13 protein-coding genes are annotated in these 16,071 nt (G+C 61.7%); 7 read left to right on the forward strand and 6 right to left on the reverse strand.

Annotated elements, in window-relative coordinates; translation table 11 throughout:
- Positions 1-82 precede the first annotated feature (82 nt).
- Positions 83-1,000: a transcriptional regulator MetR gene (metR, locus tag HX821_RS17945; protein WP_003216460.1), complete on the forward strand. Its 918-nt coding sequence runs from the start codon at positions 83-85 to the stop codon at positions 998-1,000.
- 113 nt (positions 1,001-1,113) lie between these two features.
- Here the strand turns inward: metR and HX821_RS17950 are convergent, their stop codons facing one another.
- The 5 genes from HX821_RS17950 to HX821_RS17970 form a co-directional block, all read right to left on the reverse strand.
- Positions 1,114-1,524 (reverse strand): NUDIX domain-containing protein, encoded by a 411-nt coding sequence (locus HX821_RS17950; protein ID WP_177036176.1) that lies wholly within the window; start codon positions 1,522-1,524, stop codon positions 1,114-1,116.
- A 48-nt stretch (positions 1,525-1,572) separates the two neighbouring features.
- Positions 1,573-2,919 carry an HD domain-containing phosphohydrolase gene (locus tag HX821_RS17955; RefSeq protein ID WP_023659212.1) on the reverse strand — a complete coding sequence of 449 codons (1,347 nt, stop codon included), beginning with the start codon at positions 2,917-2,919 and terminating at the stop codon, positions 1,573-1,575.
- Between the two features lie 182 nt (positions 2,920-3,101).
- Entirely contained in the window at positions 3,102-3,374 is a 273-nt protein-coding gene (locus HX821_RS17960; RefSeq protein WP_003216453.1) for a type B 50S ribosomal protein L31, read from the reverse strand.
- A 100-nt stretch (positions 3,375-3,474) separates the two neighbouring features.
- Positions 3,475-4,800: an APC family permease gene (locus HX821_RS17965; RefSeq protein ID WP_003216451.1), complete on the reverse strand. Its 1,326-nt coding sequence runs from the start codon at positions 4,798-4,800 to the stop codon at positions 3,475-3,477.
- 228 nt (positions 4,801-5,028) lie between these two features.
- Entirely contained in the window at positions 5,029-5,850 is an 822-nt protein-coding gene (locus tag HX821_RS17970) for a carbon-nitrogen hydrolase family protein (protein ID WP_177036177.1), read from the reverse strand.
- A 93-nt stretch (positions 5,851-5,943) separates the two neighbouring features.
- On the opposite strand from HX821_RS17970, the gene HX821_RS17975 reads away from it, so the two are divergent.
- The 4 genes from HX821_RS17975 to HX821_RS17990 all read left to right on the forward strand — a co-directional run bounded on the left by HX821_RS17975 (position 5,944) and on the right by HX821_RS17990 (position 10,103).
- Entirely contained in the window at positions 5,944-6,708 is a 765-nt protein-coding gene (locus HX821_RS17975) for a LuxR C-terminal-related transcriptional regulator (RefSeq protein WP_003216446.1), read from the forward strand.
- A gap of 144 nt (positions 6,709-6,852) precedes the next feature.
- Entirely contained in the window at positions 6,853-8,472 is a 1,620-nt protein-coding gene (locus tag HX821_RS17980; RefSeq protein ID WP_003216444.1) for an FMN-binding glutamate synthase family protein, read from the forward strand.
- A 66-nt stretch (positions 8,473-8,538) separates the two neighbouring features.
- Positions 8,539-8,835, forward strand: a complete 297-nt coding sequence (locus HX821_RS17985) for a cupin domain-containing protein (RefSeq protein WP_003216439.1) — start codon at positions 8,539-8,541, stop codon at positions 8,833-8,835.
- Between the two features lie 143 nt (positions 8,836-8,978).
- Positions 8,979-10,103: an OpgC family protein gene (locus HX821_RS17990; protein ID WP_177008780.1), complete on the forward strand. Its 1,125-nt coding sequence runs from the start codon at positions 8,979-8,981 to the stop codon at positions 10,101-10,103.
- Positions 10,104-10,148: 45 nt separating this feature from the next.
- Here HX821_RS17990 and HX821_RS17995 read toward each other — a convergent pair whose 3' ends face one another.
- Positions 10,149-11,561: an amino acid permease gene (locus tag HX821_RS17995; protein WP_003216436.1), complete on the reverse strand. Its 1,413-nt coding sequence runs from the start codon at positions 11,559-11,561 to the stop codon at positions 10,149-10,151.
- A 616-nt stretch (positions 11,562-12,177) separates the two neighbouring features.
- On the opposite strand from HX821_RS17995, the gene HX821_RS18000 reads away from it, so the two are divergent.
- On the forward strand, positions 12,178-12,636 hold the full coding sequence (locus HX821_RS18000) for a transposase (RefSeq protein ID WP_177036178.1): 459 nt from the start codon (positions 12,178-12,180) through the stop codon (positions 12,634-12,636).
- Between the two features lie 317 nt (positions 12,637-12,953).
- Entirely contained in the window at positions 12,954-16,046 is a 3,093-nt protein-coding gene (locus HX821_RS18005) for a biosynthetic peptidoglycan transglycosylase (RefSeq protein WP_177036179.1), read from the forward strand.
- Positions 16,047-16,071 lie beyond the last annotated feature (25 nt).

Consider the following 16,071-nt stretch of genomic DNA (forward strand, 5'->3'; position numbering starts at 1 on the left):
AGCACGACGGTCGACAGGCCTATCAACATGAGACAAACTCAACCGATCCGAATTTGTCACAAGTTATATTCATGGAGACCCCGTGCTCGAAATCCGCCATCTCAAGACCCTGCACGCCTTGCGCGAAGCCGACAGCCTGGTGGAGGCCGCTGAGCGCCTGCACCTGACGCAATCAGCACTCTCCCACCAGTTCAAGGAACTGGAAGAGCGCATGGGCATGCAGTTATTCGTGCGCAAGACCAAGCCGCTGCGCTTCACCAGCGCCGGCCTGCGCCTGCTGCAACTGGCGGACGCCACCCTGCCCTTGCTGCGCGGTGCCGAACGCGACATCGCGCGCCTGGCCGGCGGCACGGCTGGGCGTTTGCACATGGCCATCGAGTGCCACAGTTGCTTCCAGTGGTTGATGCCGACCATCGACCAGTTCCGCGATGCCTGGCCGGAAGTCGAGCTGGACCTGGCCTCCGGCTTCGCCTTCGCGCCGCTGCCGGCCCTGGCCCGTGGCGACCTGGACCTGGTGGTGACCTCGGATCCGCTGGAGCTGCCGGGCATCACCTATGTACCGCTGTTCACCTACGAAGCCATGCTCGCCGTGGCCAACCAGCACCCGCTGGCGAACAAGCCGTACATCGTGCCCGAAGACCTGATCAGCGAAACCCTGATCACCTACCCGGTGGAGCGGGATCGCCTGGACATCTTCACCCGCTTCCTGGAACCGGCGGATGTAGAACCGGCCCAGGTGCGCACCTCGGAACTGACGGTGATGATGATGCAGTTGGTGGCCAGCGGTCGCGGCGTGTGCGGCATGCCCCATTGGGCGCTGCATGAATACAGCTCCCGGGGGTATGTGAAGGCCAAGCGGCTGGGGGAGAAAGGTTTGTTTGCCACGCTGTACGCCGGGATTCGCGCCGACATGCTGGACGCGCCGTACATGCGTGATTTTCTGCTGACGGCCAAGGACACCTCGTTTTCGACCCTGGACGGCGTCAGCGCCGTTCGCTGACCTGTAGCGGATACCTGTGGCGAGGGAGCTTGCTCCCGCCGGGCTGCGCAGCAGACCCAAAAATCCTGGGGCCGCTTCGCCCCCCAGCGGGAGCAAGCTCCCTCGCCACAAGATCAGGCAGGGATCAGAGAGGCGCGGTAGAACGGCAGAATCAAATCCCGGGTCAGCGGCGCAAGCTGCAAACCACCGTCGCCCGCCGGGTCGATCCAGCACACCTCTTCAATCTCGGCAGCCGGCATCACCGCCACGTCGATGTGCACCTGGAACAAATCGGCCTGCACCACAAACCCCGGCTCATTCGCCGCCGGCGCCGAGAACTGCCCAAGGTACACAGCCGCCGCCGGATCAACTCGCAGGCCCAGTTCTTCGTGCAGCTCACGGGCCAAAGCCTCTGCGGGTTGCTCGCCGGCATCGATCTTGCCGCCCGGCTGCATGAAGGCCTGGGTGCCGCGCTTGCGTACCAGCAGGGTCTGGCCGTCGCTGCCGATCAGCAGGGCGGCGGCGATGCGAATGGTGGAGGTCATGAAAAGGTCGCCTTGAATACAAAGGCGCAAGGATCCCATGAACCGGTCTCACCCCGAAAGCAGTGCCTCATCCGGCTCCTTGATGAACACGCTGTACTTCGCCCCTTCCATGGCCTCGAACGCAATCAGCTTGTCCACCAGCGGCAGGTTCAACACCTTGCCGGCGTTGAGCAGCAGCATGCCGTTGTCGGCGTTGAGGTTGCGCGCCAGCACCATGCCTTCGGCCAGTTCGCGGGTGGTCAGGACCTTCACCGACGGGTCGCCCAGGGTCACGTCACTGAGGAACGCGGCGCAGGCCTGGATGAAGTCCTCGACCATGTCCGGGTCGTAAAGGCGCCCGGCGTATTTGCGGATGTAGAGCAGCGCTTCGTCGCTGTTCATCTGCCGTTCGAGGATCAAGCCGCGTTGCAGTTCGATGAAGTCCACCGCCAGTTTCAACAGGCGCGAACCTACAGGTATTGCTTCGCCCTTGAGGTGGTCGGGAAAGCCGCTGCCGTCCCAGCGTTCCTGGTGATGGCGGATCAAGCGTGCCGCGTCTTTCATCGGTTCCAGGGTCATCAGCAACGATTCGCTCTGGGCCGGATACGCCCGGTACCGCTCACGGTAGGTGCTGTGCAGCAGGTCGCTGGGAGAGACCATCATGTTGTCGCTCCAACTCAACTTGCCGATGTTGTAGAGCGCGGCGGCCATGGTCAGGTCGCGATTGCTGGCCTCATCCAGGCCGCGGCCGTGGCACCAGGTGCGCACCAGCTCGATGATCTGCCGGTTGGTTTGCTTGGCTCGGGGCAAGCGCAGGTTGGCCAGCAGCGAGAACACTTCGGTGCCGGTGGCGTAGCTGTGTTTGAGTTCTTCGTAGGCCAGGTCGAGCATGTCAGCGGTTTGCTGCAGCTCGCTGGTGCGTGAGGCCACGCGTTTTTCCAGGCTGGCGTTGAGTTGCTTGAGTTCGTCGTTCTGCTGGCGGGTCAATTGCTCCAGGCGCAGGCGCTCACGCTCGGAGTGTTGATGGGCCAGGGATTGCCGCAACGCCAGCAGCAGTTCTTCGTCTTTCCAGGGTTTGCTCAGGTAGCGGTAGATCTGCCCTTCGTTGATGGCCTTGATGATCAGCGTCAGGTCGGTTTCACCGGTCAGCAGGATGCGCACGGTGTGCGGGTAATCATGGTGGATCTGCGCAAGCAGGGTGGCGCCGTCCATGTCCGGCAGGCGCGCGGCACTCATCACCAGGTCGACGGGTTGCTGCGCCAGAATCGCCAGCGCGTGAGCGGCGTCGGTGGCGCTGCATAATTCAAAGGGTTCCAGGCGCAGCAACTGCGTCAGGCGGTCCAGCACGTCCGGGTGTGCGTCAATCAACAGCACCACCGGGCGGTCGGGATTTGCGAAGGTCACTGACTCTCCCATGGGGCACCTCGTATAGCGTCGATGTGCGTGTCCTACGGTCAAGGTAACAGCCTCCTGGCCATTACCCAGCAGTTTAGTCGGTTTTTCTTTGCGGTGATGGCCTTGAGACATCACTTCGTCAGATGGGCATAAAAAAGGGCCACTTCATTGAATGAAGCGGCCCTGAGGTAACGCGCGGTGCATCACGCCTCGGCGGTTTTACCGGCCGAACCAAACGATGCAAATCGCTTGTTGAAGCCGGCGATGCGGCCTTCGGACTGGGTCTTGCGCTGTTGGCCGGTGTACACCGGGTGCGAGGCACTGGACACGTCCAGGAGCACGTAGGGATAGGTGTTGCCGTCGCTGTGTTGTTGCGTACGGTCGGTTTCCACGGTGGAACCGATCAGGAAGAAAACGTCGGCGGCGGTGTCATGGAACAACACTGTGCGGTAGTCGGGGTGGATACCAGGTTTCATAAGGCCTCCGGGGCGTCTGGGTGAACATCAAGTGTTATACAGTAACACAAATGATGCACCCGAACGAGAACCGATTGCAATAAGAATAGACCCCAAGCTTCTATGCGGCTTCCTGAAAGTCCATTTCCGGGGGCTGCCGGGAGAAGCCCCGCGTCAGGAAACCCAGGTACACCAGGCCAATCGCCAACCAGCTCAGGCCCAGGTAAATCGCCAGGTGATCGAGGCTGACCATCAACCACAAATCCGCCACCAGGCCGATGGTCGGGAACACCAGGAACAGCACCAACTCCCGCAAACCGCGCTGCTTGGCACCGATCCAGTAGTGGAAGATCACCGACAGGTTCACCAGGCTGAAAGCCAGGAACGCACCGAAGTTGATGAACGAGGTGGAGGTGGTGACGTCCAGTCTCAACGCCAGTAACGCAACCACCGCGCACAGCAGGATGCTGTTGACCGGCGTACCGAAGCGCGCGTGCAAGGTACCGAAGAACGACTTGGGCAACACCCCGTCGCGCCCCATCGCAAACAGCAACCGCGAACCACTGGCCTGCGCCGACAGCCCCGAGGCGAACTGGCCGACGATCAGGCCGATCAGGAAGATCGACACAAACAGGTCGCCGCCAATGTTGCGGGCAATCTCGTAGGCGGCAGAATCCACGTCGGTGAACTCGAACGATGGGTGGGCGATCTGCACGAAGTACGACACACCGACGAAGATCAGCCCGCCGATCAGGGTGATCAGCATGATCGCCCGGGGAATCGTGCGGCGCGGGTCGCGGGTTTCTTCGGTCAGGGTGCTGACCGCGTCAAAGCCCAGGAACGAATAGCAGGCGATCGCCGCACCGCTCATGATCAACGGCATTTGCATCTGGCCGTTGAAGAACGGGGTGATGGTCCACAGCGGCTTGCTCGCATCACCGCCGATGTAGTGGATGCACAGCGCGACGAAGGCGACCAGCACCAGGAACTGCACCAGCATCAGCAAGGCGTTGATGCCGTTGGCGAGTTTCAGGCCGATGATGTTGATCACACTGGTGACCCCGATAAACGCCAGTACCCAGACCCATTGCGGCACGGCCGGGAAAGCCGAATGCAGGTAGGCCGCGCCGATCAGCCAGATGGCCATGGGCAGGAACAGGTAGTCGAGCAACACCGCCCAACCGGCGATAAACCCGAGCTTGGGGCTGATGGCCTTGCGCACATAGCTGTAGGCGGACCCGGCCACCGGGAACGCCGAGGCCATGCGGCCGTAGCTCATGGCGGTGAAGAACATCGCCACCAGGGCGGCCAGGTAAGCGGCCGGGACCATGCCGGCGGTGGATTGCGCCAGGATACCGAAGGTGCCCAGGACAATGATCGGTGTCATATAGGCGATGCCAAACAGCACCACCGACCCTAACGACAGGGTGCGTTGCAAACGAGCCATGAGCGATTCTCCGCGCAATTATTAGATTTATGGCAGAACTGAAGTCGGTGCAGCGAACGCAATATTTTTTATGGTTGAAGCAGCTTTTTGGTGAAATGCAGCTTCTGTGGCGAGGGGGCTTGTCCCCCGTTGGGCTGCGAAGCGGCCCCAGAAAAAGCGGGAGCGCTTCGCACTCCAACGGGGGACAAGCCCCCTCGCCACAACAGCATCCTTGCCACGAGACCCGTGTCAGGGTTTGGGGATCAACAATTCCCGCGTCCCGTCCTCGCGCTCAATCACCTCCCCCGGCAATTTCAAGCGCTGGTCATCCAGGTAGCGATAGTCCTGTCGCGCCGCCGCCAGTTGTCCCAGGTCCAGTTCAACGCTGAACTGCCCTTCCTCGCGCCCGGCTTCAAACAGCAAGCTGCCGAACGGGTCGACCAGCGCACTGCCACCGGCGAACATCAGGCCGTCGTCGCCCTCTTCCACCCGGTTGACCATCAGCGCGAACGCCTGGTTTTCCTGGGCGCGGGCCATGATCGCGGTGCGGTGAGTGGGGCCGTACGGGTCCATGTTGCCGTTGGTGACGATCAACACTTCAGCGCCCAACTGCGCCAGGGCCCGGGCGGTTTCCGGGAATTCGATGTCGTAACAGATCAACAGGCCAACTCGCACGCCGTTCCACACGCAGGTGGCGTAGCGGTCACCCGGGGTGAAGACGCCGCGGTCCGAGGCCCACAGGTGGGTCTTGCGATAGCGCAGGGCGATGCCGTCCGGGGTGATCATCAAGGTGGTGTTATAGAATTGGCCCGCGTCGCTCTCGGCCATGCCGATCACCACGGCGATATTGCGCGCACGGGCGGCCTGGATAATCGCCTGCACGGTCGGGCCGTCCACCGGCTCGGCCACCTCGGCCACGGTGCCGGCGGTCGGGAAGCCCATCAGGTGGGTTTCCGGGAATACGACCAATTGGGTATCCGCCGCACACGCAGCAATTGCCGCCAACGCGCGCTCAAGGTTGTAAGCTGTGCCGTTATCGCGGCCTGCCAGCTGGGCAAATTCGACCTTCATGGTTATTCCTTGTTCTTTATCTGTGGCGCAGTATGCGCAGCCGCGAACACTCGGGAAATCACGCAGCCGGGTTAACCCTATGGGGGTAGATGCATGACATTGTCGCTGGAAGACATCGCCTGGCACCGTTCGGTGGGGCAGATGATAGACGCCCTGGACCAGCCGAATTTCTGGACGCAGCTTGTCCGGTTGCTGGACCAATATGTGCCGTTCGACAGTTGGGTGGTGTTGCTGTTCAGCAGCGAGCACAAACCCCTGGTGTTCGCCGAATGCCCCGGCCAGGACGGCGAACCCGACCATCTGTTCCAGGATTACCTCAACGGTTTATACCTGCTCGACCCCTTCTACATCGCCAGCCGCGAACACTCGCGCACCGGGCTGTTTCGCCTGGCCGAAGTGGCCCCGGAGCATTTCGAGCTGACCGAGTATTACCAGCGCTACTTCCGGCTGAACGTGGTGGCCGATGAAATCCAGTTCAATTGCCAGCAACCGGACGGGCGAACCCTGTGCCTTTCCCTGGGCTCCAAACAGCGCTTTGACCCACAGCAGATTGCCCTGCTGTCGCTGATTCAACCGTGGGTACTGGGCTTGCTGCGCCAGCGCCTGCCCCATGAACTCAACCAGGTGAGCGCTCCGGAGCAGCCGATCCACAACGATGGCTGGGGCGCGCAACTCACCGCGCGGGAGCTGGATGTGGGCCGTTTGATGCTCAGTGGTTGCTCCAGCAAGGAAATCGCTCGTAAGCTGGAAATCTCTGTTGAAACCGTGAAAGTCCATAAGAAACACATGTACAGCAAGCTGGGGATCAAATCCCAGTCGGAGCTGTTCTCGATTTTTCTACAGGCGCAAAACGCCTGATCGAGCCCTGTAGGAGCGAGCTTGCTCGCGAAAAACGTCAATGCACCGCGGTCATCCAGACAACCGCGCTATCGTTAACGACCTTCGCGAGCAAGAACTAGGCGTCCCCCTCGCTCCTACAGGATAAAAACTAAGGAACCCTGTATGAGCCTGTCCTTGTTAAGCCGTTACGCGTTCTTTGCCGTCTGCGTCATTTTCACCCTCGCCAGCATGCCGTTTATCGAACACGAATGGCTGTGGCCGATCGCCGTGGTCACCGGCATCCTTAGCCTGATCGGCATTTTCGACCTGCTGCAAAGCCCCCACGCGGTGCGCCGCAATTACCCAATCCTGGGCAATATCCGTTACCTGGTGGAAGGCATCCGTCCGGAAATCCGCCAGTACCTGCTGGAATCCGACAGCGACGCCCTGCCCTTCTCCCGGGCCCAGCGCTCGCTGGTCTACTCCCGCGCCAAGAATGAAAGTGCCGACAAACCCTTCGGCACGCTGATCGACGTGTACCAGTCGGGCTTTGAGTTTATCGGCCACTCCATGCGCCCCGCGCCGCTGAGCGACCCCAGCGCGTTTCGCGTGATCGTCGGCGGCCCGCAATGCAAGCAGCCCTACTCGGCCTCGGTGTTCAACATCTCGGCCATGAGCTTCGGTTCGCTGAGCGCCAACGCGATTCGCGCGCTCAACCAGGGGGCCAAGCTCGGCAACTTCGCCCACGACACCGGCGAAGGCAGCATCAGCCCCTATCACCGGGAAAACGGCGGCGACCTGACCTGGGAGCTCGGCAGCGGCTACTTCGGCTGCCGCACCAGCGCCGGCCTTTTCGACCCGGAACGCTTCGCCGTGCAGGCGCAGAACCCGCAAGTGCGGATGATCGAAATCAAGATGAGCCAGGGCGCCAAACCGGGCCACGGCGGGATCCTGCCCAAGCACAAGGTGACCCAGGAAATCGCCGACACCCGCGGCATCATGATGGGCGAGGACTGCATCTCGCCGTCGCGCCACAGCGCGTTTTCCACTCCCATCGAAATGATGCACTTCATCGCCCAGCTGCGTGAACTGTCGGGCGGCAAACCGGTGGGCTTCAAGTTCTGCCTGGGCCACCCGTGGGAATTCATGGGCATCGCCAAGGCCATGCTCGAAACCGGCATCCTCCCGGACTTTATCGTGGTGGACGGCAAGGAAGGCGGCACCGGCGCCGCGCCGGTGGAGTTCACCGACCACATCGGCGTGCCGCTGCGTGAAGGCTTGCTGTTCGTGCACAACACCCTGGTGGGCTTGAACCTGCGGGACAAGATCAAGCTCGGCGCCAGCGGCAAGATCGTCAGCGCGTTCGACATCGCCAGCGTCCTGGCCATCGGTGCCGACTGGGCCAACTCGGCGCGGGGCTTCATGTTCGCCATCGGCTGTATCCAGTCGCAAAGCTGCCACACCAACAAATGCCCCACCGGGGTGGCCACCCAGGACCCGTTGCGCCAGCGCGCACTGGTGGTGCCGGACAAGGCCCAGCGCGTGTTCAACTTCCACCGCAACACGTTGAAGGCCCTGGCCGAAATGCTCGCTGCCGCCGGTCTCGACCACCCTTCGCAACTGTCGGCCAAGCACCTGGTGCGGCGCATGTCGGCCACCGAGATCAAGCTGTTCTCGCAGTTGCATGTGTTCCTGAAACCTGGCGAATTGCTCACCGGCGAAGTGAACGGCGAGTTTTATTCGCGCATGTGGCAGATGGCGCGGGCGGACAGTTTTGAGCCGAATGAAATCGCCGCGGCCTGAGCCCGCACTGAACAACCCCGCTGAACCGGACCACCGAACGGCATCGTTGAAACAAGGAGCTTCACCATGCCGTTACTCGACTTCACCGCCCTTGCCGCCCAACTGCCGGACACCTGGAAATCCACCCGCGTGGGCCAGGTCGGCCCGGCGCGGATCAAGGTGCTGCGCATGGATGCACAGGCTTATGAAGAAGAAACCCACGACTACAACGAAGGGCTGTTGGTGATCGACGGCCTTTTGCGCCTGTCTATTGGCGAGGAGGCCATCGACGTCGGCGCCGGTCAGATGTACCTGGTTGAAGCCGGCATCGCCCACGCGGTACTCGCCGGCAGCCAAGGCACGCTGGTGATCATCGACGTTTAAACAAAGCGATGAGACATTCAGCAAAAAACTCAGCTTTGCAATTGCTTACAAATACCGCCAACCTGCGCCCGCCCGACGTACGGCTCGACTGAAGCCGTCGTCCACTTGTCATTACTAAACCCCTTGTTCAAGAGCCCGCTGCCATGTTGAACGGACGCGACCCGCGCATCGATTTTTTTCGGGGCCTGGCGTTGATCTTTATTTTCTGGGATCACGTGCCCCACAACCCTCTGGGCCAGATCACCTTGCGCAACTTCGGTTTCAGCGACGCGGCGGAAGTCTTCGTGTTCCTGGCCGGTTATGCGGCCGTGCTGGCCTACGGCAAGATCCTGCAGCGCGACGGTTATCTGATCGCCTGCGTGAAGATCTGGCGGCGCACCTGGGTGCTGTACGTGGTGCACATCTTCCTGCTGGCGATGCTGATGGGCATCGTGTTCTTCGCCAACAGCCATGTGGAAACCCGCGACCTCGTTGAAGAGATGGGCCTGACGCACTTCGTCACCCATCCCCAGCAAGCCCTGGTGGATGAACTGTTGCTGCGCTTCAAACCCAACCTGATGGACCCGTTGCCGCTGTACATCGTGCTGCTGGGTTGCCTGCCGCTGGTGTTGCCGTTGCTGTTGCGCAAGACCTGGGCGGTGGTGGCTGTTTCGCTGGCGGTGTACTTGCTGGCCCCGCACCTGGGCTGGAACCTGGCGGCGATTGCCGACGGCGTGTGGTATTTCAATCCGGTGACCTGGCAGTTGCTGTTTGTGCTGGGCGGCGCGGCGGCGATTCATGCCGGGCAACCCCGCCCTGTCGAGACTCGGCGCCTGTTGCGTCAGCCATTGTTCGTCGCTGCGGCGGTGTATGCGCTGTTGGCGGGGGTTCTCACGCTCTCGTGGCGCTGGCCGGAAATCCACGACGCGCTGATGCCGTCGGCGCTCAGTGACCTGCTGTACCCCATCAGCAAGACCGACCTGTCGCCGGTGCGCCTGCTGCATTTTCTGGCCCTGGCCTATGTCACCGCCAAGCTGCTGCCTGGCCGCGAATGGACGCAGAACTGGCTGGCCCGACAAACCTGCCGTATGGGGCGCTACTCCCTGGAAGTGTTCTGCCTGGGGGTGCTGCTGGCGCCACTGGCAGACATGATCAATGCGATCACCGGCGATGCCTTCGCCATGCAGATTTTCACCGCACTGGTAGGCGCCGGGTTGATGGCGTTGCTGGGGGCCTGGCTGGACTTGAACAAGCGGCTCACGCAACCGGCGCGCGTTGCCACCGCCTGAAAAACAAAAAGCCCCGTAAGGGGCTTTTTGTTGAGCGCAGGAAACTCAGCTCGCGGTGCGTGCCGCCGCTTGAGTCGGCTGCAACTTGAACACGTAGAACAACACCGTCAGCAGCACCAGGAACACCGGCCCCACGTAGAGCGCCACACGGGTGTCCGGGAAGTAAGCCATCAGGCCCACCACCAGCACCAGGAACGCCAAGGCCAGGTAGGAGCTGACCGGGTACAGCCACATGCGGTATTTAAGGCCGTCACGTTCGGCCTGGGTCAGGCTCTTGCGGAACTTGAGCTGGGCCAGGAGGATCATCAGCCAGGTCCAGATCGCGCCGAAGGTAGCGATGGAAGTGACCCAGACGAAGACTTTTTCCGGGACCATGTAGTTGAGCAGCACGCCCAGCAACAGCACGAAGATCGACAGCAGCAGCGCCTTGCGCGGCACGCCGTTGCTCGAGGTGGTACCGAACGTGGCCGGGGCCTGGCCGTTCTGCGCCAGGCTGTAGAGCATGCGCCCGGTGCTGAAGATACCGCCGTTGCACGACGACAACGCCGCGGTGATCACCACGAAGTTGATGATGCCGGCGGCGGTCTTGATACCCAGGCGCTCGAAGGTCATCACGAACGGGCTGCCCTGGGTGCCGATTTCGTTCCACGGGTAGATCGACAGAATCACGAACAACGCACCGACGTAGAACAGCAGGATGCGCCAGAACACCGAGCCGATGGCACTCGGGATGGTCTTCTGCGGGTTCTTCGCTTCACCGGCGGTGAGGCCGATCATCTCCACGCCCAGGTAGGCGAACATCACCATCTGCAGGGACATCAACACACCCTGCACGCCATTGGGCATAAAGCCGCCGTGGGTCCACAGGTTGGAAATGCCCAGGGCCACGCCATCGTTGCCAAAGCCGAACGCGATGATGCCGACGCCGCCGATCACCATGGCGATGATGGTGACGATCTTGATCAGTGCGAACCAGAACTCGAACTCACCGAAAGCCTTGACCGCGATCAGGTTGATGGTGCCCATGCTGATCAGTGCTGCCAGGGCCCAGATCCAGCGGGGTGTATCGGGGAACCACACGCCCATGTACACGGCGACGGCCGTGATTTCTGCCACGCAGGTCACCAGCCACAGGAACCAATAGTTCCAGCCGGTGAGAAAGCCCGCCAGCGGGCCGAGGTAATCCTGGGCGTAGCGGCTGAACGAACCGGCCACCGGGTTGTGCACGGCCATCTCGCCGAGGGCGCGCATGATCACCAGGATCGCCAGACCGCCGATAATGTACGACAGCATGATCGCCGGGCCGGCCATTTCAATGGCCTTGGCCGAGCCTAGGAACAGGCCGACGCCGATGCATGCACCGAGGGCCATCAGGCGAATATGCCGTTCGCCGAGTTCGCGTTTCAGCGGACCGCCCTGAGCGGTCTCGCCGTGGGGCAGATGATTGCCAGCTGGCATAGGGATACAACCTCGTCTTGTTATTGGATATGAGCCACCGAGTCCGGGGCGTCATGGCGGGTCTGCCATGGCGTACCGTTGCCGGATCACCTTTTGGGTAAAACGGTCTGGCCGGGCCAGATCAGCGGGGGTGCAGTATAAAAAGCTAAACCCAGGGGTTTTCACTCTATAAACGGCAAGATTCAGCGGGAACTCTCGGTAAAGGCGCCTTTTGCGGAGGAGCATCACCTGGTTAGCGTAGGAATCATCGCCACCAAACGGCGGCGAGTATTGCACGGTAATGGTGCAGCGTCATGCCCCTACCTTTGGCGGGTTTACCGGTGGGGGAGGCTCTAGAGCGGCACTTCCTGACAACCAAGGGCCATTGTGGGGAAAGAGCTTGCTGTGGCGAGGGAGCTTGCTCCCGCTGGGCTGCGCAGCAGACCCAAAATCTGGGCATGCGGTTTATCAATCAGACCGGGGCGGGTTCTTTGGGAGTGCTTCGCACTCCAGCGGGAGCAAGCTCCCTCGCCACAGAGAATTTCCAGGCACGGAAATACGTACTCAACAATTCTGGGATCGAAGCCTCTATCAGGCTGCTAGCGTCAATTCATCTGGAGCAAAGGAATGCAATGGAATGCCAACTCGCCCTCAATCCCATCGCCTGCGGACCGGGAGATTCAGCGAGCCCGGCAGGGCTTATCTGGTGACTGCGGTGGTACACAATCGTCAGCCCCTGTTTGCCGACTTTCGTCTGGGTCGCCTGTTGGTAGCAGAGTTCAAGCGCGCACAAGAGCAAAAATGGGGGAGCTCCATCGCCTGGGTCATCATGCCTGACCACTTTCATTGGCTGGTCCAGCTTGAGCAACGCAGCCTGCCCCAACTGATGCAGGCGGTTAAATCCCGCAGCACCTGCACCATCAACCGGGCGAGGAACCGTACAGGCGCTTTTTGGCAGAACGGCTATCACGACAGGGGAATCCGGGATGGTGAAGACTTGCGCCACTTGGCTCGATACATCATCGCCAATCCCATCAGAGCGGGACTGGTGAAACGCGCCGGCGATTACCCTTTATGGGATGCATGCTGGCTATGAGCCGGAATAGCAATCACTGTGGCGAGGGAGCTTGCTCCCGCTGGGCTGCGCAGCAGACCCAAAACCTGGGCATGCGGTTTATCAGTTAGACCGGGGTGGGTTCTTGGGGAGTGCTTCGCACTCCAGCGGGAGCAAGCTCCCTCGCCACAGCAAGCTCCCTCACCACAGCACCCCCCCCTTACCACAACAAACTCTCTCACCACAGCAAACTCCCTCACCACAAAAACAGCATCACACTCACAAATCCCCCCCACTCGCCCACCACCGTCTAAGCTTCAACCAAGTCCGATCAATCTACGTAAATGGATCAATCGACTATGGGCGCTTTATGGCAAAACGCTTCGACCAAGGCTGCGGTATCCACCGATAGCCCGGATGAACAGCCGTTGCCACAAAGCCCTCCTCCCCGCCGACGGTTGTGGTGGCGGCTGTTCTGGCTGGTGCTGCTGATTGCGCTGATCGCCCTGGGCTTTGCCGCCCTGCGGGAAATGCGCACTTCAAGGTTGCAGGCCAAGACCTTCTCCGACATTGCCTCAACCCTCACCTACCAAATGCATTCGGGCCCCAGCGATGCGCGGGTTTACCCTGGCGCCGGGCCCTTTGACAAGCGCCTGGGCTACAGCGCCCTCGGCGAGTTCCTGCCGCGCTTGATCAAGCGTGACTACCTGATCCAGGCTCAAGCGCGCTTCTCCCCCGACCTGATGGCCTACGCCCAGCGCGGCCTGTTCGTGCCCTACCCGGAAAAGATCCAGGCCGGCCTTACCATCACCGATTGCCGCGCCGCGCCGCTGTATCAGTTCACGTATCCACAACAGTTCTACCCAAGCTTTGCGGCGATCCCGCCGGTGGTGGTCAGCAGCCTGCTGTTTATCGAAGACCGCGACCTGCTGGACCCGAAAAACCCGCAACTCAACCCGGCCGTGGATTGGCCGCGTTTCGCCAAGGCCGCCTGGTCCCAGGTGGCGAAGCTTTTGCACCTGCCCGGCCAGACGGCAGGCGGCAGTACCCTGGCCACGCAGCTGGAAAAATACCGCCACTCGCCCGACGGCCTGACCCTGTCCGGCGGCGAGAAAATCCGCCAGATGATTTCTGCCAGCGTGCGCGCGTATCAGGACGGCCCGCAAACCCTTGCCGCTCGCCAGGACATCGTGCGCGACTACCTCAACAGCGTGCCCCTGTCGGCGGTACCCGGCCATGGCGAAGTGCACGGCATGGCCGAAGGCTTGCGCGTGTGGTACGGCGCCGACTTCAACCAGACAAACGCGCTGCTCATCGGCACCGACCCCAAACAGCTGCCGCAAAAGGGTCTGGCGTTGCGCGAGGTGCTGTCGCTGATGATCGCCCAGCGTCGCCCGTCTCACTATCTGTCCAAGGGCCACAAGGAACTGGCGGACCTCACCGACAGCCACATCCGCCTGCTCGCACAAAACAACGTGATCGACCCGGCGCTGGCCAGCGCAGCCCTCGCCAGCAAAGTCACCTACCGTGACTGGCAGCAACAACCGACGATCCAGCCAATCGAAACCAACAAGGGCATCAGCGTCGCCCGCACTCGCCTGGCCGCCCTGCTCAACCAGCCGCTGTACGACCTCGACCGACTCGATCTCTCTGCCACGAGCACCTTGCAAGCCGACCTGCAAAGCCAGGCCAGCACGTACCTCAAGCAACTCGCCGACCCCGCCTTCGCCGCGCAGATCGGCCTGCTCGGGCCCACGCTGCTGACGCCCGCCAGCACCGCTCAGGTTCGCTACAGTTTCAACCTCTACGAGATGACACCCGACGGTGCCCGCGTGCGCGTGCAAACCGACAGCACCGACCAGCCATTCGACATCAACGAAGGCAGCAAGCTGGAACTGGGTTCAACCGCCAAGCTGCGGGTGATGACCACCTATCTGCAAATCGTCAGCGAACTGCATGATAAATACGCTACGACACCTGCCGCCGAGCTGCGCAAAGTCCCGGTCGAGGACACGGACCGCATTACCCGCTGGGCCCTCGACTACCTGGCCCAGAACAGCGACCGCAACCTGCCGGCCATGCTCGACGCCGCCCTCAATCGCCAATACTCGGCCAACACCGGCGAAGGTTTTTTCACCGGCGGCGGCATGCACCACTTCCATAACTTCCGCAGCCAGGACAACGGTCGCAATCCCACGTTGATCGAAGCCCTGCGCGAGTCGATCAACTTGCCGTTCATTCGCCTGATGCGTGACCTGGTGCGCTACAGCACCTATCACGGTGCGAACAACAGTGCCGAGTTGCTCAAGGACGACAGTGACCCGAGGCGCCAGGAATACCTGGCCAAATTCGCCGACCGCGAAGGCACCACCTTCCTGCTCAAGTTCTGGAAGAAATACCGCAACAAGAACACCCAGGCGCGCCTCGACACCTTCCTCGACAGCATGCACCCCACCGCCATTCGCCTGGCCGCCGTACACCGCTACCTGCTGCCCAACGCCAGCCAGGCGAGTTTCAACAGCTTCGTCCGCTCGCACTTGAGCAGCGTCAAAAGCCCTGAAAAACTCACCGACGAGCGCCTCGAAAAGCTCTACCAGAATTACGGCCCCGGCGCCTACGACCTGCCTGACCAAGGCTATATCGCCAAGGTTCACCCGCTGGACCTGTGGCTGATGGGCTACCTGCTGAACAACCCCGACGCCACCTTCACCCAGGCCACCGCCGCCAGTGAACACGAGCGCCAGGAGGTTTACAGCTGGCTGTTCAAGAGCCGCCACAAGAGTGCCCGCGACAGCCGCATCCGCACCATGCTGGAGATCGAAGCCTTCCTCGATATTCACCAGCGCTGGCAAAAAGTCGGCTACCCCTTCGACCATCTGGTGCCGTCGCTTGCCACGGCCATCGGCAGCTCCGGCGACCGCCCGGCGGCCCTGGCGGAACTGGTGGGGATCATCCTCAATGATGGCGTGCGCCAGCCCACCCTGCGTATCGACAGCCTGCGCTTTGCCGCCGACACCCCGTACGAAACCCGCTTGGTCAACGACCCCAATCGCGGCAAGCGCGTGATGCCTTCCGAGGTGGCCACGGCACTCAAGGGGGCGCTGTCCCAGGTGGTGGACGCGGGCACTGCACGGCGCGTGTCCGGCAGTTTCAAACTGGCGGACGGTACGCCTTTGGCCATGGGTGGCAAGACCGGTACCGGCGACAACAGGATCGAAGCCATCGGCGCCGGCGGGCGGATTCTCAGCTCCAAGGCGATCAACCGCACGGCGACCTTCGTGTTCTACATCGGCGAACATCATTTCGGCACGCTGACCGCCTTCGTCCCCGGCGCTTCGGCCCAGGGTTTCAAGTTCACTTCGGCGTTGCCGGTACAGGTACTCAAGGGCATGGCGCCGATTCTTACGCCCTATCTGCAACCGGGCAACAACAGCTTATGCAGCGTGCGCTGATGGGCCTATCCCTGCGCTTTTCACT

Origin of the sequence: Pseudomonas sp. B6001 (assembly GCF_013386015.1) — a bacterium.
Lineage (GTDB): Bacteria > Pseudomonadota > Gammaproteobacteria > Pseudomonadales > Pseudomonadaceae > Aquipseudomonas.

What these genes read in the sequence shown, in the direction of transcription:
- HX821_RS18005 (WP_177036179.1), top strand. Translation starts at nt 12,954, where the DNA reads ATGGGCGCTTTATGGCAAAACGCTTCGACCAAGGCTGCGGTATCCACC.
- HX821_RS17990 (WP_177008780.1), top strand. Translation starts at nt 8,979, where the DNA reads ATGTTGAACGGACGCGACCCGCGCATCGATTTTTTTCGGGGCCTGGCG.
- HX821_RS17965 (WP_003216451.1), bottom strand. Translation starts at nt 4,800, where the DNA reads ATGGCTCGTTTGCAACGCACCCTGTCGTTAGGGTCGGTGGTGCTGTTT.
- HX821_RS17955 (WP_023659212.1), bottom strand. Translation starts at nt 2,919, where the DNA reads ATGGGAGAGTCAGTGACCTTCGCAAATCCCGACCGCCCGGTGGTGCTG.
- HX821_RS17960 (WP_003216453.1), bottom strand. Translation starts at nt 3,374, where the DNA reads ATGAAACCTGGTATCCACCCCGACTACCGCACAGTGTTGTTCCATGAC.
- HX821_RS17975 (WP_003216446.1), top strand. Translation starts at nt 5,944, where the DNA reads ATGACATTGTCGCTGGAAGACATCGCCTGGCACCGTTCGGTGGGGCAG.
- HX821_RS17980 (WP_003216444.1), top strand. Translation starts at nt 6,853, where the DNA reads ATGAGCCTGTCCTTGTTAAGCCGTTACGCGTTCTTTGCCGTCTGCGTC.
- HX821_RS17950 (WP_177036176.1), bottom strand. Translation starts at nt 1,524, where the DNA reads ATGACCTCCACCATTCGCATCGCCGCCGCCCTGCTGATCGGCAGCGAC.
- HX821_RS17985 (WP_003216439.1), top strand. Translation starts at nt 8,539, where the DNA reads ATGCCGTTACTCGACTTCACCGCCCTTGCCGCCCAACTGCCGGACACC.
- HX821_RS18000 (WP_177036178.1), top strand. Translation starts at nt 12,178, where the DNA reads ATGCCAACTCGCCCTCAATCCCATCGCCTGCGGACCGGGAGATTCAGC.
- HX821_RS17995 (WP_003216436.1), bottom strand. Translation starts at nt 11,561, where the DNA reads ATGCCAGCTGGCAATCATCTGCCCCACGGCGAGACCGCTCAGGGCGGT.
- HX821_RS17970 (WP_177036177.1), bottom strand. Translation starts at nt 5,850, where the DNA reads ATGAAGGTCGAATTTGCCCAGCTGGCAGGCCGCGATAACGGCACAGCT.